This window comes from Amorphus coralli DSM 19760 (assembly GCF_000374525.1).
GTDB lineage: Bacteria > Pseudomonadota > Alphaproteobacteria > Rhizobiales > Amorphaceae > Amorphus > Amorphus coralli.
On sequence record NZ_KB894576.1, the window covers coordinates 1 to 14,777 of the forward strand.

The window sequence follows — 14,777 nt, forward strand, 5'->3', positions numbered from 1 at the left end:
CTCTCACGTGTCCGCCGAAGTCTCGTAGATGCCACTTGCTGGCACCGCGAACCTCGCCGTCCACGTTTCTCTTTCTTCCTATTCACTTGTCAAAGAACCGGGGAGAAAACCTCACCCAATACCCATCCCTCAGCGACAAAGAAGCCCGCCCCGGTTGCCCAGGTCCAGAACCTCGCCTTGTCAAGAGGACCGACAGAGGAAAAAGCCGCCGTGGCCGGCAGCGCCGCCGTCAGTGACGTGTATATAGATCCCAGCCCCCAAAACTGTCAACGCCAACAGTCAGAAAAAATACACACCAGCCCATAAAACGGGCTTATCCGGCGCGCCGGACGCGGCGACCCGTCCGCTATCTGATTGTTATATATGAAATTTCGGTGTTGGTTGCGCTGCGAAAAAAAGTGGCGCGGCGAAGCTTTTCGCGACCGGTGCGCCGACGAGGACGCCCTTGGCAGGAGGGCCGGCGGTCCGGCCGCCGGCGAGGGCTGCGGGACAGCATCACCGGCCGGTTCCGACGCCGGGACGATCCGCGTGGCTGCGTAACCGATCGGCCTGGTGGCTCGCAGACCTCAACCTGCCTTGGTATAGTACGCGCGCGAGCGGACCCCTAGATCTGCCCGCGCGCTGTCTTCCGAGCTCAGCCGCCGATGCGCATCACGATACGGCCATCGACGCGGCCTTCGCGAAGCTGGTCGAAGATGGCATTGATGTCGTCCAGTTCGCCCCACGAGTAGTGGCTGGCGACCTTGCCCTCCCCGGCGAACTGGAGCGCCTCCACCAGATCCTGGCGGGTGCCGACGATGGAGCCGCGCACCGTGATGCGGTTGAGGACCATGTCAAAGATGGGCAGCGGAAAATCTCCAGGCGGCAATCCCACCAGCGACATGGTGCCGTGGCGCCGAACCATGGCCAGATCCTGAGCGAAGGCGGCCCGGGAGACGGCGGTAACGAGGATTCCCTTGGCGCCGCCATCGGTGATCTGGCGCACCTGCTCGACCGCATCGTTGGCGCGCGCGTCCACCGTGGCGTCGGCGCCGAGGTCGCGGGCCAGCGCCAGCTTGTCCTCGGCCACGTCGATGGCGACCACGTGGCGGCCCATTGCCTTGGCGTACTGGACCGCCATGTGGCCGAGACCGCCGATGCCGGAGATGGCCACCCAGTCGCCGGGCTGGGTGTCGGTTTCCTTTAGCCCCTTGTAGACGGTGACGCCGGCGCACAGGACCGGGGCCGCGGCGCCGAAATCGAGACTGTCGGGCAGATGCCCGACATAGGCGGGATCGGCGAGCACATATTCGGCAAAGCCGCCATTCACCGTGTAGCCGGTCATCTGCTGGTCGTAGCAGAGCGTCTCCCAGCCGGTACGGCAGTGTTCGCAGTGGCCGCAGGCGGTGTGCAGCCACGGCACGCCGATCCGGTCGCCTTCCTTCACCGCGGTGACGCCGGCACCGACGGCCGCGACATAGCCGACACCCTCGTGGCCGGGGATGAACGGCACGGTCGGCTTCACCGGCCAGTCACCCGACGCCGCGTGCAGGTCGGTGTGGCAGACGCCGGACGCCTCCACCTTCATCAGAACCTGCCCGGGGCCGACCTCCGGTACGGGAACGTCCTCGATCACCAGAGGATCACCCAGCCTGTGGACCACCGCCGCCTTCATCATCTTCGCCATGCCGAGCCTCCGCCTGTGTGCCCCGAAGGGAATGCGGAGAGTGTGATCCGGCACCGGAGACAACGACATGACATCCCTCAATTCCGGCGCGGCGCACACGCCGATGGCCGCCGGCACCCGCCGGTCTGATCCGGCCTGGTCGCTTGAACCACCGGGAGCGGTCGGGTAGGGTCCGATCACTCAGCATGACGAACTGTTTCAGCCCGTCATCTTTCTGCCACCTGGGATGATTTTGGTGTCCTCCCGGATCCGTCCGAGCGAGCGCACGTCTGAGATTCGCAGCGCAAACCGAGGCCCGACGCAGCACCGATGAAAGTTGGCTGGAACACCCAGGCCACCGATACCCCCGTCGATCTCGGCGAGGAGCCCCCGCTCGTGGTGGGCCCGAGCGGTCCGGAGGCCTTCGGTCGACGTTCCGTCAGCATGCGCTGGCTGGCCGGCACGGTTCTGACCGGCATCACCTCGACGGTGCTGATGGGCGGCGCGCTGATCGGCGCGCTGGACGGCCGCTATTCCATCACCCTACCGGCCTCCGCCCACGTCGGCGACGTGGCGGCGGTGACCGGCGGCGGCCCGGCCGCCAAGGGCGACCGGATCAAGCCGACCGCAGAGGAGATCTCCAACCGGCAGGTGATCGAGGTGTCGACCGTCACCCGGATGGGCGATCGCAACCTGATCAAGATGCAGCCCTACGCGCTGGTGACGGCAAGCCTGATCACCCGCACCAGCGACATCGTCAGCGAGATCCCGCCCTTCAATCCGCTGGCGATCTTCTCCGACACCACCGTGTTCCCGAGCCGGGTGGCCACCGACGCCATCTACGACGCCCAGGTGGACGGCGAGATCACCATCACCGAGACCGAGTTCCCCACCGGCACCGACGTGGCGCTGGCGCCGAGCGCGGAGGTTTCCACCGACGAGGCCGAGGCGCAGCTACGCGAGCAGCAATGGTTCGACGGCACCGCCTCGGTGGAGTTCGCCAACACCTCGCTCGCCTTCGACCATCGCTTCGACTTCGCCTTCGCCGATCCCGGCACGATGACCGATACGTCCATTTCCATCGTGCCGGAGAATGTGTCCGAGCTGGCGAAACGGGCCGAAGATGGCGCGCCGGAGATCAACACCAACGAGGTGGTCGCGCTGGTCGCCAAGGGCGACACGCTGCAGAGCATTCTGGAATCCTACGGCGCGTCGGACGAGAACGTCGAGGCGATCACCTCCGTCTTCCGCACCGCCTGGCAGGTCGATGACGTGGCGCCGGGTCAGACCGTGCGCATGGAGATCGACAGCTACGGCTTCGATGACAATGCCGGGACCCATCCGGTCCGCGTCAGCCTTTACAACGACGCCGAGCACATCGCCTCGGTCGCCATGAACGACAACGCGGCCTTCGTCGTTGCGGAGGCACCGGAAGATGCTGTGGTGCCGGCCACCGAGCTCGCTGCCCTGCGACCGCAGCCGGCGCCGCAGGGGCAGGCCCCGACCGTCTACGACTCGCTCTACCAGACGGCGATCGAGCACGACATTCCCGAAGACCTGATCGACGATCTGGTGCGCACCTACTCCTTCGACGTGGACTTCAACAGCCGCGTCCGCCCGGGCGACCAGTTCACCGTCTTCCACGCCGTGAAAGACGAGGCGGCCGACGCCGACGCGCCGCCGGAGGTGCTCTATACCTCGCTGACGCTGGGCGGCGTTGAGCGCAGCTTCTACCGCTTCCGCACGCCCGACGACGGCTCGCTCGACTTCTATGACGAGACCGGCAAGAGCGCGCAGAAATTCCTGATGCGCAAGCCGATGGCGCGCGGCGTGTTCCGGTCCGGCTTCGGCACCCGCCGGCATCCGATCCTGGGCCGTACCCGCCCGCACTACGGCGTCGACTGGGCCGCCCCGCGCGGCACCCCGATCTTCGCCTCCGGCAACGGCACGGTGAAGGAGATCGGCTGGAAGTCCGGCTATGGCCGCTGGATCCTGATCCGCCACGCCAACGGCTACGAGACCGGCTACGGCCATCAGTCGGGCTTCGCCGACGGGCTGTCGAAGGGCAGCCGGGTCCGCCAGGGCCAGGTGATCGGCTATGTCGGTTCCACCGGCCTGTCCACCGGACCGCACCTGCACTACGAGGTGCACGTGAATGGCCGCCCGGTCGATCCGCTGCGCATCCGCCTGCCGCGCGGCCGCGAGCTGTCCGGCGACATGCTGGCCGCCTTCGACAAGGAACGCGCCCGCATCGACGCGCTGATCAAGCGCGACGTGCCGTCCGAAGCCCGGATCGCCAGCAACTGAGTGCGCCGGCCGGGCCCTGCCCCGGGTCGCCCCAGCGGCCACCCATCGAGGGTCCCAGACCCCGAGAACCCATGAAAAAAGGGGCCGGCTTGCGCCGACCCCTCCGCGTGTTCAATGGCGGATCCGACCGCGCCGGCGGTCAGGCCGCGGCGCTTTCCGCGCGGATCGGCTCGAACACCAGCCGCTCGCCGGTGGGCGTCACCTTGACGGTGTCGCCATCCAGAACCTCGCCCTGGAGGATCTTCTCCGCCAGCGGATCCTGGACCTCCTTCTGGATGACCCGCTTCAGCGGCCGCGCCCCGTAGACCGGATCGTAGCCCTTGTTGGCGAGCCACAGCCGCGCGTTCTCGTCGAGCTCCAGAGTGATCTTGCGATCCTCCAGCAGCTTGCGCAGCCGCTTGAGCTGGATGTCGACGATGCCTGCCATCTGCTGGCGCAGCAGCCGGTGGAACAGGATGATCTCGTCTAGCCGGTTCAGGAATTCTGGCCGGAAGTGGCCCCGCACCGCCGTCATGACCAGCTCGCGCACGGCCTCCACGTCCTGATCCTCCGGCTGGTTCGCCAGATATTCCGACCCGATGTTCGAGGTCATGATGATCAGCGTGTTGCGGAAGTCGACCGTGCGGCCCTGGCCGTCGGTGAGCCGGCCGTCGTCGAGCACCTGCAGCAGCACGTTGAAGACGTCCGGGTGGGCCTTCTCGATCTCGTCGAACAGGATCACCTGATAGGGCCGGCGCCGCACCGCCTCGGTGAGAACGCCGCCCTCCTCGTAGCCGACATAGCCCGGAGGGGCACCGATCAGCCGCGAGACGGCATGCTTCTCCATGAACTCCGACATGTCGATGCGCACCATCGCCGTGTCGTCGTCGAACAGGAACTCCGCCAGCGCCTTGGTCAGCTCGGTCTTGCCGACGCCCGTCGGGCCCAGGAACATGAACGAGCCGATCGGCCGGTTCGGATCCTGCAGACCGGCGCGGGCCCGGCGCACGGCGGTGGAGACGGCGTGCACCGCTTCCCCCTGGCCGACGACGCGCTTCTCCAGCGCCTCCTCCATGCGCAGCAGCTTGTCGCGCTCGCCCTCGAGCATGCGGTCCACCGGGATGCCGGTCCAGCGCGAGACGATCTGCGCCACGTGATCGGCGGTGACCGCCTCCTCCATGACGTCGCCCTGCTCCTCGCTGGCCTCCACATCGGCGAGCTTGCGCTCCAGGTCCGGAATGACGCCGTAGGCAAGCTCGCCCGCCTTGGCGAGGTCGCCGGCCCGCTGCGCCTTGTCGAGATCGATGCGGGCGTGGTCCAGCTGGGTCTTCAGGTCCTGGGCGCTGGACAGCTTCTCCTTTTCCGACTGCCAGCGCGAGGTCATCTCCGCGGAGTGCTCCTCCAGGTCGACGAGCTCCTTCTCCAGCTTGGCGAGCCGATCCCTGGACGCCTCGTCATTCTCCTTCTTCAGGGCCTCGCGCTCGATCTTGAGCTGGATGATGCGCCGGTCGAGCTCGTCGAGCTCCTCGGGCTTGGAATCCACCTGCATGCGCAGCCGTGCCGCTGCCTCGTCGACCAGGTCGATGGCCTTGTCGGGCAGGAAGCGATCGGTGATGTAGCGGTTCGACAGCATCGCCGAGGAGACGATGGCGGAATCGGAGATGCGCACGCCGTGGTGCAGCTCGTACTTCTCCTTCAGGCCGCGCAGGATCGAGATCGTATCCTCGACCGTCGGCTCGTCGACAAAGACGGGCTGGAAGCGACGGGCAAGGGCCGCGTCCTTCTCCACGTGCTTGCGATACTCGTCGAGCGTCGTCGCGCCGACGCAGTGCAGCTCGCCGCGGGCGAGAGCCGGCTTCAGCAGGTTGGACGCATCCATGGCGCCGTCCGCCTTGCCGGCACCCACCAGCGTGTGCATCTCGTCAATGAAAAGCACGACGCCGCCACCGGCCGCCTCGATCTCCGAAAGCACGCCCTTCAGCCGCTCCTCGAACTCGCCGCGATATTTCGCGCCGGCGATGAGCGCGCCCATGTCGAGGGCCAGAAGCCGCTTGTCCTTCAGGCTCTCCGGCACGTCGCCGTTGACGATCCTGAGCGCCAGGCCCTCCGCGATTGCGGTCTTGCCGACGCCCGGCTCGCCGATAAGCACGGGGTTGTTCTTGGTCCGGCGCGACAGGACCTGGATGGTCCGGCGGATCTCGTCGTCACGGCCGATGACCGGGTCGAGCTTGCCGTCGCGGGCGGCCTGGGTGAGGTCGCGCGTGTAGCGCTTGAGAGCCTCGTACTGGTTCTCCGCGCCGGCACTGTCGGCGGTGCGCCCCTGGCGAAGCGCGTCGACGGCGCCCTCGAGCGCCTGCGGCGTCAGGCCGGCCTGCTTGAGGATCTTCGACGAGTCCGCGTCGTCCTCGCTGGCCAGCGCCAACAGGAGGCGCTCGACAGTGACGAAGGAATCGCCCGCCTTCTTGGCGAGCTTCTCCGCCGTCTCGAACACCTTGGCCGTCGCCCGTGCCAGGTAGAGCTGGCCGGCGCCGGTGCCTTCGACCTTCGGCATCTTGGCCAGCGCCGCCTCGACGGCCGCGAGCGCATCGCCGGGCCGTCCGCCCGCGCGCTGGATGAGGCCTGTGGCCAGTCCTTCCGGGTCGTCGAGCAGCACCTTGAGAAGGTGCTCGGGGGTGAATTGCTGATGGCCCTGGCCCATCGCCAGGGTCTGCGCCGACTGAAGAAAGCCGCGCGCACGGTCGCTGTATTTCTCGAAGTCCATTGGGCTCTTCTCCTTCCGTCCGCCGTCCCTGAAGGCCCGGCGATCCGCAACCTCTGACTCGCGTCGGTGGAAGAACCGCACGCCGCAGGCCGAGGCACCATGAGATCGATCATGGCAGGCGCCGGGAGCGCCCGACGCACGATCGGACATGACAAACGCGGCCCCGTTGCGGCGACCGCGTCATCTCATATGGTGTTGCGTATATGCAACAAAAGGGGAAGGAGCGGGAAAATGTGGCCGGACACGCTCAGGCCCGCCAGGCCTCGCCGCGAGGCTCGCGAAATGCAAAGGGGGCGGTGAACCGCCCCCTCCGTTCGTCACGCCTCCGAGGGAGCCGCTTCGCTGTCGCTCGGCTGGCCGCCGGCGTCGGCAGCGGCATCGCCGCTGTTGCGGCGGCTGCGGCTGCGCGTCGTACGCGGCGCGCGGGCCCGGCGACGCGGCTTGGCCTCCGGGGCCTCCTCGCCATCGGCGGTCGCCTCGGCTGTCTCGCCGGATGCAGGCGCATCCGCCGCGGCCGGCTGATCGTCGCCGGCGCCGTTTCCGTTGGCCGCCTCGGAGCGATCGGCCTTCTGGCCGTTCACCTTCGACGCCTGCCGTTCGAAGCCGGAATCGCTCGGCTGATCGGCGGCAGCCGGATCGTGGCCGTTGCCGGAGTTCCGGTCGCGGCCGGAGCCGGACCCGTTCTGCTGGCCCTGCGGCTGATCGGACGCGTCCTGCTGGTCGTCATCGCGCTGGGACAACTGCTGGGGCTGGTTGGCTCCCTGCGCCGCAGCGACGATGCGGAAATAGTGCTCCGCATGCTGCAGATAGTTCTCGCCCATGACCCGGTCACCGGACGCCTGAGCGTCCCGCGAGAGCTGCAGGTACTTCTCCGCAATGTGCAGGGCTGTGCCGCGAATCTTCACGTCCGGCCCGTTGGACTCGAACGTCTTGGTCAGCGGATTCGGGCCCTTACGGTTCCGACCGCGCAGTCGCTTGTTAGGATTTCCTTGTCTCATCCGATCGTTTCTCGTTCGGAATCACGGTAGCCATGACCCGGCAACATCGCCCGGACCGGCCTCGGCGCCGCTGACTAGAGCCCTCCGGGTCCTCGCGGATCCTCTCGGAACTCCAGCACCTCAAAGACGACCCGCCGTCTGCGCTTTCGCGTGGTTCCCGGCAGGCCCCAATCCGGGGCGAACCTTCGGTCGATGACCGCAGGCTGGATTGCCCCAGCAGTTTGAGATCGAGCATCTGTCCCGCACTCAGGTCCGTTCCCGGCGGCAGGATACTCTAGCCGAATCGCACACCCACCTCGAAGCTGCGGCTTCCCACGAGCGATTGCCGCGCTGGCGGCAATGCCATCGGAACGCAGTCGAGAATGACGCGGTGGTCAGCGGCCTCCTCTTGGGCGCAAGGTTTCGGACCAGCAGCACAAGTGCAGTCGGTCCTTGTGGGCATCCACTTTTGACGTCACCTGATGTGGTGAGGGTTGCCCGTAACCCCGTCGGCACCCGGAACGTAGCGATTTCCTTAGCGATTTCCAAGAGTAAAAATCGATCAGGTGGGTCGCAATTGCGCCGGGGGCAGGCGGATTTCGGCCTTAATCGCGTGCAGCACGAAGAACCCGTGCCCTAGCTTCCAGATCGTCGAGCACGATCTGGTTCGACAGGCCGGCCAGACGGAAGATTTCGGCGACCGATTCGGCCTGCCCCAGACCGAACTCGACGACCACCGCGCCTCCCCCGGCAAGCAGCCCGGGCGCGGCCTCCGCAAGCCGTCTGTAGAAGTCCAGCCCGTCGGCTCCGCCGTCCAGCGCGGCCCGCGGGTCGTGGTCCCTCACTTCCCGGTCGAGCCCCTCGATGTCGGCCGAGGGAATGTAGGGCGGGTTCGAGACCAGCAGGTCCACCGGTCCGCCGATCGCCTCCAACGCATCGCAGACGGCGAATCCGGCCCGGCCCGCCAGGCCGAGGCGCGCCGCGTTGGCCGCCGCCGTCGCCGAAGCGCCGGGGCTGATATCGGTGCCGACGCCGACGGCATCCGGCAGCGCGTCGAGGAGCGCCAGCAGGATGGCGCCGGTGCCCGTCCCCACGTCGACGATTCGGAGCGGCCCCGGGCGCCCGCCTGCCCAGCTGAGAGCGGCATCCACGAGCGTCTCCGTGTCGGGACGCGGCTCAAGCGTCTCCGGCGAAAGATCGAGATCAAGACCATAGAAGGCCCGCCGGCCCAGAATGCGGCCCACCGGCTCACCCGCCAGACGGCGGGCGACGAGGGCGTCGACCCGCGCAACAGCTGTCTCATCGGCCGCTTCGGGTTCGGCGAGGATCAGGCCCGTGGCATCGAGACCGAGCGCGGCTCCCACCAGCAGGCGGGCATCCAGCGCGGCGGTGTCGATGCCGACCGCCGCGAGCCGGCTGCGGGCCGCCCGCATGAGCTGCCCGACGGTGGATGCGCCGTCAGACATCCTGTTCGGCGAGAAGGGCCGCCTGGTGCTCGGTGATGAGCGCGTCGATCACCTCGTCGAGGGCTTCGCCGGCCAGCACCTCTTCCAGCTTGTAGAGTGTCAGGTTGATGCGGTGATCGGTGACCCGGCCCTGCGGGAAATTGTAGGTGCGGATGCGCTCCGACCGGTCGCCGGACCCGACCTGGCCCTTGCGGGCGGCGGCGCGTTCGGCGTCCAGCTTGTCGCGCTCGGCCTCGTAGAGCTTGGCGCGCAGCACCTGCATCGCCCTCGCCCGGTTCTGGTGCTGCGACTTCTCCGAGGAAGTCACCACGATGCCGGTGGGCAGATGGGTGATGCGCACCGCGGAATCCGTGGTGTTGACGTGCTGGCCTCCGGCGCCCGAGGCGCGCATCGTGTCGATGCGGATGTCGGTGTCGGGAATGTCGAACTCGACCTGCTCGACCTCCGGCAGAACGGCGACGGTGGCGGCGGAGGTGTGGATGCGACCGCCGGATTCCGTCGCCGGAACCCGCTGCACCCGGTGCACGCCGGATTCGAACTTGAGCCGCGCGAAGACGCCGCGCCCGGCGAAGGAGGCGATGATCTCCTTGTAGCCGCCGGCGTCGCCCTCGCTTTCCGACATGATCTCGATCTTCCAGCCGTGCTTCTCGGCAAGCCGCTGGTACATGCGGAAGAGGTCGCCGGCGAACAGGGCGGCCTCCTGGCCGCCGGTGCCGGCACGCACCTCGACGATGGCCGACTTCTCGTCGGCGACGTCGGTGGGCAGCAGGCCGATGCGGATGTCCTGGGTCAGTGCCTCGATACGTTCCAGGAGCTCGGGTCGCTCGGCTTCCGCCATGGCCTGCAGCTCCTTGTCGGTGGAGCGGTCGGCCAGCATCTGGTCGATGTCGTCGAGTTCGGCGCAGGCGGCGCGGTAGTCGCGGATCTTGGCAACCAGCGGCTGCAGCTCCGCATATTCGCGCGAGAGGTCCACATAGGTCTCCGCGTCGGCGCCGGAGGCCATGCGGCTTTCCAGCATCTCGAATCGGTCGACCAGGGTGTCGAGCTTTTCCCGTGAGAACATGATGGCGTGACTTGAACCTGGTGGAGACGGCGGGCGGCGGACAGCGTCGCGCGGCGCCGGCTACAGGGGAATATCGTGATCGTCGGCGTAGGCCGAAAGGAAGGTGCGCATGTTGCCCGGCCAGCGCCCCGGTTCCAGCCGCGGCAAGAGCCGGGCGCGCAGACGGCCCACGTCGAGACTGCGCGCCATCGCCTTGACCGGACCGATCGCCGCCGGCGGCATGGACAGCTGCTGGTAACCGAGGCCCAGGAGCGCCAGCGCCTCCAGTGGACGACCGGCCAACTCGCCGCAGACCGTGACGGGCACATGGGCGCGCTCGCAATCGTCGACGATGCGCTTAAGGGCCCGCAGGAACGAAACGCTCAGCGGGTCGAAGCGGCGCGCCAGCCGCGTGTTGCCGCGGTCGGCCGCCATCATGAACTGGAACAGGTCATTGGACCCGACCGAGACGAAATCCACGGCCGCCAGGATCTCCTCCAGCTCGAAGAGCAGCGAGGGCACCTCCAGCATGACGCCGAGCTTCACGCCCTCCGGCGTCTCGTGGCCGTGCCGCTTGAGATGGCGTATCTCCTTGTCGACGAGCGCCCGGGCGGCGGTGAACTCGGTCACCGAGGACACCAGCGGAAACATCAGGCGCAGCTCACGCCCAGCCGCCGCGTGCAGCAGCGCGCGCACCTGGATGCGCAGGAGGCCGGGTCGGTCGAGGCCGAGACGGATCGCCCGCCAGCCCATGGCCGGGTTCTCCTCGTCCACCGAGCGCAGGTAGGGCAGCACCTTGTCGCCGCCGATATCGAGCGAGCGGAAGGTTACGGGCCGGTCGCCCGCCGCCTCGTAGACGCGCCGGTACAGCTCTTCCTGCTCGCGCACCCGCGGCAGGCTGTGCGCCACCATGAACAGCATCTCGGTGCGGAAAAGACCGATGCCGGCGGCGCCCGATTCCTCCATGTGCGGCAGGTCGACCAGCAGGCCGGCATTGACCTGGAGCGTCAGCTCGCGGCCGTCGCGGGTCGTGGCCGGCGCGTTGCGCAGCCGCCGGTACTGGGCCTGGCGGCGGGCCCGGAAGCGCACCTTCTCCGCGTAGGCCCGCTCGATCTCGGCCATCGGCCGGAAATGGACCGCGCCGGCGTCGCCGTCGACGATGACCGGATCCTTCTCCTCCACCACGGAGACGGCGCCGGCCACCTGGCCGACCATCGGGATGCCGAGCGCGCGGGCGATGATCGTGGCGTGGTTGGTGGGGCTGCCCTCCTCCAGCACGATGCCGCGCAGGCGCTCGCGATCATAGTCGAGCAGCTCCGCAGGGCCCATGTTGCGGGCGATCAGGATCGCGTCGTCCGGGAAGGCCTCGGTGCCGTGCGGGCGGCCGACGATCTCGCGCATCAAACGGTTGGCGAGGTCGTCGAGATCGTGCAGCCGGTCGCGCAGGTAGGGATCGACGGAGCGCAGCATCCGCGCGCGCGTGTCGGACTGCACCCGCTCCACCGCCGCCTCGGCGGTGAGGCCGTTGCGGATCGCCTCTTCCATCTTGCGCGCCCAGCCGCGGTCCTGGGCCACCATCAGGTAGGCCTCCAGCACCTCGCGGTGCTCGCCGTGATGAGCGATCTCGCGGCGCGACATCATCTGGTCGAGGGAAAGCCGCACCTTCTCCAGGGCGCTGTCGAGACGGCCCAGCTCGCGGTCGACGTCCTCGGCGATGAGGTTTGTGACGACGACGCGGGGCTCGTGCAGCACGGCGTGGCCGAGGCCGATGCCTTCCGACAGGGCGGCGCCCTCCAGATGGATCGGACGCCGCAGGTCCAGCGCCGGCCCCTGCTTGGCCAGCGCCTCGATTTCGCCGGCCGCGATCATCTCCGCGATCACCATCGCGGTGGTCTGCAGGGCCTCCACCTCCTCGTCGTAGTAGCTGCGGTGCGCCCGGTTCTGGACCACGAGCACGCCGAGCGTGCGCCCCGATCGCAGGATCGGCACGCCGAGGAAGGCGTTGTAGATCTCCTCGCCCGTCTCCGGCTTGTAGGCGAAGGCGGGATGGTTCTGCGCGTTGGGCAGGTTGAGGGCGCGCGCTTCCGCCGCGATCAGGCCCACGAGGCCTTCGCCGATCCTCAGGCTGGTCTGGTGGACCGCATCACGATTGAGGCCCTCCGTCGCGTACAACTCCAGCACGCCATCGGCCCGGAGCACATACACGGAACACACCTCCGCCACCATGTTGGCGGCGATGAGCACCACAATCTTGTCGAGCCGTTCCTGCGCATCGATCGGCTCCGCCATAACCTCGCGGAGCCGTCTGAGAAGGAGGCGCGGACCGGCGAGAGAGCCTCGCATCGTGCCTCCCCGGAACCTCGTACGCGGACTGGCGACATGCCAAAACGGCCGGCCGCCAGAAGGGGCCAGCCGGTGTCAGGCAGTCGTCGTCTTGTCGAGCCCATATACCGAATGCAGCGCGCGGACCGCAAGCTCGGCGTAGGCGGCATCGATCAGCACCGAGATCTTGATCTCCGAGGTGGTGATCGCGCGGATGTTGATGCCCTTCTCCGCCAGCGCCCGGAACGCGTCGGCCGCGACGCCGGCGTGGCTGCGCATGCCGACGCCGATGACGGATACCTTCACCACGTCGGACGCGCCCTCGACACCGGAATAGCCGATCTCGTCGCGGGCCTTCTCAAGAACCGCCATCGCCCGGTCATAGTCGCTCTGCGGGACCGTGAAGGTGATGTCGGTGCTCGACCCGTCCGGCGAGACGTTCTGAACGATCATGTCGACGTTGATGTGCGCGGCCGACATCGGCCCGAACACGGAGGCCGCCACGCCCGGCCGGTCGGCGACGCTGCGGATCGAGATCTGCGCCTCGTCCTTGGAGTAGGCGATGCCGGTAACGATCTGCTGTTCCACGATCTCGTCCTCGTCGCAAATCAGGGTGCCCACGGGCTGGTTGCCGTTCGCCCGGATCGCTTCCGGGTCGTCGAAGCTCGACCGCACGAACGTCCTGACGCCGTGGATCATGGCGAGCTCGACGGAGCGTACCTGAAGAACCTTGGCCCCGAGCGAGGCCATTTCGAGCATCTCCTCGTAGGAGACGCGCGGCAGACGCCGGGCGGTCGACACGATCCTGGGGTCGGTGGTGTAGACGCCGTCGACATCGGTGTAGATGTCGCAGCGATCGGCATGGATGGCCGCCGCGATCGCCACCGCGCTGGTGTCCGAGCCGCCGCGCCCCAAGGTGGAGATCCGCCCGTCCGGGGCGATGCCCTGGAAGCCGGAGATCACCGCCACCTGGCCGCCCTCGATGCGCTCGATGACGCGGCTGCCGTCGATGGCGTCGATGCGGGCGGCTCCGTGGGACCCGTCCGTGCGGATCGGCACCTGCCAGCCCTGCCAGGACCGGGCATCCACGCCCATCGACTGCAGCGTCAGCGCCAGCAGGCCCGTGGTGACCTGCTCGCCCGTCGCCACCACGGTGTCGTACTCGCGCGCGTCGTGCAGCGGCGAGATCGACCGGCAGTAGTCCACCAGCTTGTTGGTCTCGCCCGCCATCGCGGAGACGACCACCGCGACCTTGTGGCCGGCGTCGACTTCGCGTTTGACGTGACATGCCACGTTGCGGATGCGATCAAGGTCCCCGACGGATGTTCCGCCGAACTTCATGACCAGTCGGGCCATGGTCCAATACCGACTCGTTCGTGAAAAGGGCTGAAGGATTCCCGAGACCGGGTTTCCCGCGCGAATTGGCGGGCTAGATATCACCGTGCCGCCGTTGCAGCAACTCGCGACGGCCGGGCACGCGCGGGCGGGCCAAATCCGCCCGGTTACGGACGCAAGGAGCAAGTCGGATGGCGACGGGTACGATCGATCGGGCGGAAGTGGACCGGTTCGCGGCGCTGGCGGCGGAATGGTGGAACCCGCGCGGCAAGTTCAAGCCCCTGCACAAGTTCAATCCGGTCCGCCTGTCCTACATCAAGGAAGTCGCGGCCCGCCATTTCGGGCGTGACGTGGACGACGCCAGGGCCCTCGACGGCCTGCGCTTTCTCGACATCGGCTGCGGCGGGGGGCTGCTGTCGGAGCCGATGGCCCGGCTCGGCGCGGACGTGGTCGGCGCCGATGCGGCGGAGACCAATATCGAGGTCGCGAAGCTGCATGCCGAGCGCGCCGGCGTGCCCGTCGACTACCGCGCCACCACCGCGGAGGATCTGGCCGACGCCGGAGAGACCTTCGACGTGGTGCTGGCCATGGAAATCGTCGAGCACGTGGCCGACGTACCGCTTTTCGTGGAGGCCTGCGCGAAGATGGTGCGGCCCGGCGGACTGCTGCTTCTGGCCACCATCAACCGCACGCCCAAGGCCTATGCGCTGGCCATCTTCGGCGCCGAGGTCGTGCTGCGCTGGCTGCCGCGCGGCACCCACCAGTACGAGAAGCTGGTGAAGCCGTCGGAACTGGAAAGCGCGCTGGAGGGCACCGGGCTCTCGGTGCTGGAGACCACCGGCGTTGTCTTCGATCCGCTGCGCGACCGTTGGGAGCGCTCCGCCGACATCGACGTCAACTACATGATGCTGACCGCCCGCCCGAGCGCCGCCTGAGCGACCGG

General features: G+C 68.0%; 9 protein-coding genes. 2 read left to right on the plus strand and 7 right to left on the minus strand.

Annotation, left to right across the window (positions count from 1 at the left end; translation table 11 throughout):
• Positions 1-634: 634 nt before the first annotated feature.
• Positions 635-1,666 (minus strand): alcohol dehydrogenase AdhP, encoded by a 1,032-nt coding sequence (gene adhP, locus C507_RS0116850; RefSeq protein ID WP_018700893.1) that lies wholly within the window; start codon positions 1,664-1,666, stop codon positions 635-637.
• A gap of 309 nt (positions 1,667-1,975) precedes the next feature.
• Here adhP and C507_RS0116855 point away from each other — a divergent pair, with 309 nt between their 5' ends.
• Positions 1,976-3,952 carry a M23 family metallopeptidase gene (locus C507_RS0116855; RefSeq protein ID WP_018700894.1) on the plus strand — a complete coding sequence of 659 codons (1,977 nt, stop codon included), beginning with the start codon at positions 1,976-1,978 and terminating at the stop codon, positions 3,950-3,952.
• A 139-nt stretch (positions 3,953-4,091) separates the two neighbouring features.
• Here C507_RS0116855 and clpB read toward each other — a convergent pair whose 3' ends face one another.
• The 6 genes from clpB to C507_RS0116885 form a co-directional block, all read right to left on the minus strand.
• On the minus strand, positions 4,092-6,692 hold the full coding sequence (gene clpB, locus C507_RS0116860) for an ATP-dependent chaperone ClpB (RefSeq protein ID WP_018700895.1): 2,601 nt from the start codon (positions 6,690-6,692) through the stop codon (positions 4,092-4,094).
• Between the two features lie 317 nt (positions 6,693-7,009).
• A complete protein-coding gene (locus C507_RS21855) occupies positions 7,010-7,690 on the minus strand; it encodes a DUF4167 domain-containing protein (RefSeq protein WP_018700896.1) in 681 nt (226 codons plus the stop codon).
• Between the two features lie 584 nt (positions 7,691-8,274).
• The gene (prmC, locus tag C507_RS0116870) at positions 8,275-9,135 is read right to left on the minus strand and encodes a peptide chain release factor N(5)-glutamine methyltransferase (RefSeq protein ID WP_040401362.1); all 861 of its coding nucleotides are present in this window, start codon (positions 9,133-9,135) and stop codon (positions 8,275-8,277) included.
• A complete protein-coding gene (gene prfA, locus C507_RS0116875; protein WP_018700898.1) occupies positions 9,128-10,198 on the minus strand; it encodes a peptide chain release factor 1 in 1,071 nt (356 codons plus the stop codon). Before prfA ends, prmC begins: the two co-directional genes overlap by 8 nt.
• Before the next feature lie 60 nt (positions 10,199-10,258).
• The gene (gene ptsP, locus C507_RS0116880) at positions 10,259-12,520 is read right to left on the minus strand and encodes a phosphoenolpyruvate--protein phosphotransferase (protein WP_026319184.1); all 2,262 of its coding nucleotides are present in this window, start codon (positions 12,518-12,520) and stop codon (positions 10,259-10,261) included.
• Positions 12,521-12,595: 75 nt separating this feature from the next.
• A complete protein-coding gene (locus tag C507_RS0116885; RefSeq protein WP_018700900.1) occupies positions 12,596-13,855 on the minus strand; it encodes an aspartate kinase in 1,260 nt (419 codons plus the stop codon).
• A gap of 170 nt (positions 13,856-14,025) precedes the next feature.
• Here C507_RS0116885 and ubiG point away from each other — a divergent pair, with 170 nt between their 5' ends.
• Complete coding sequence (gene ubiG, locus C507_RS0116890; RefSeq protein ID WP_018700901.1) at positions 14,026-14,769, plus strand: bifunctional 2-polyprenyl-6-hydroxyphenol methylase/3-demethylubiquinol 3-O-methyltransferase UbiG; 744 nt, start codon at positions 14,026-14,028, stop codon at positions 14,767-14,769.
• The last annotated feature ends 8 nt before the right edge of the window (positions 14,770-14,777 follow it).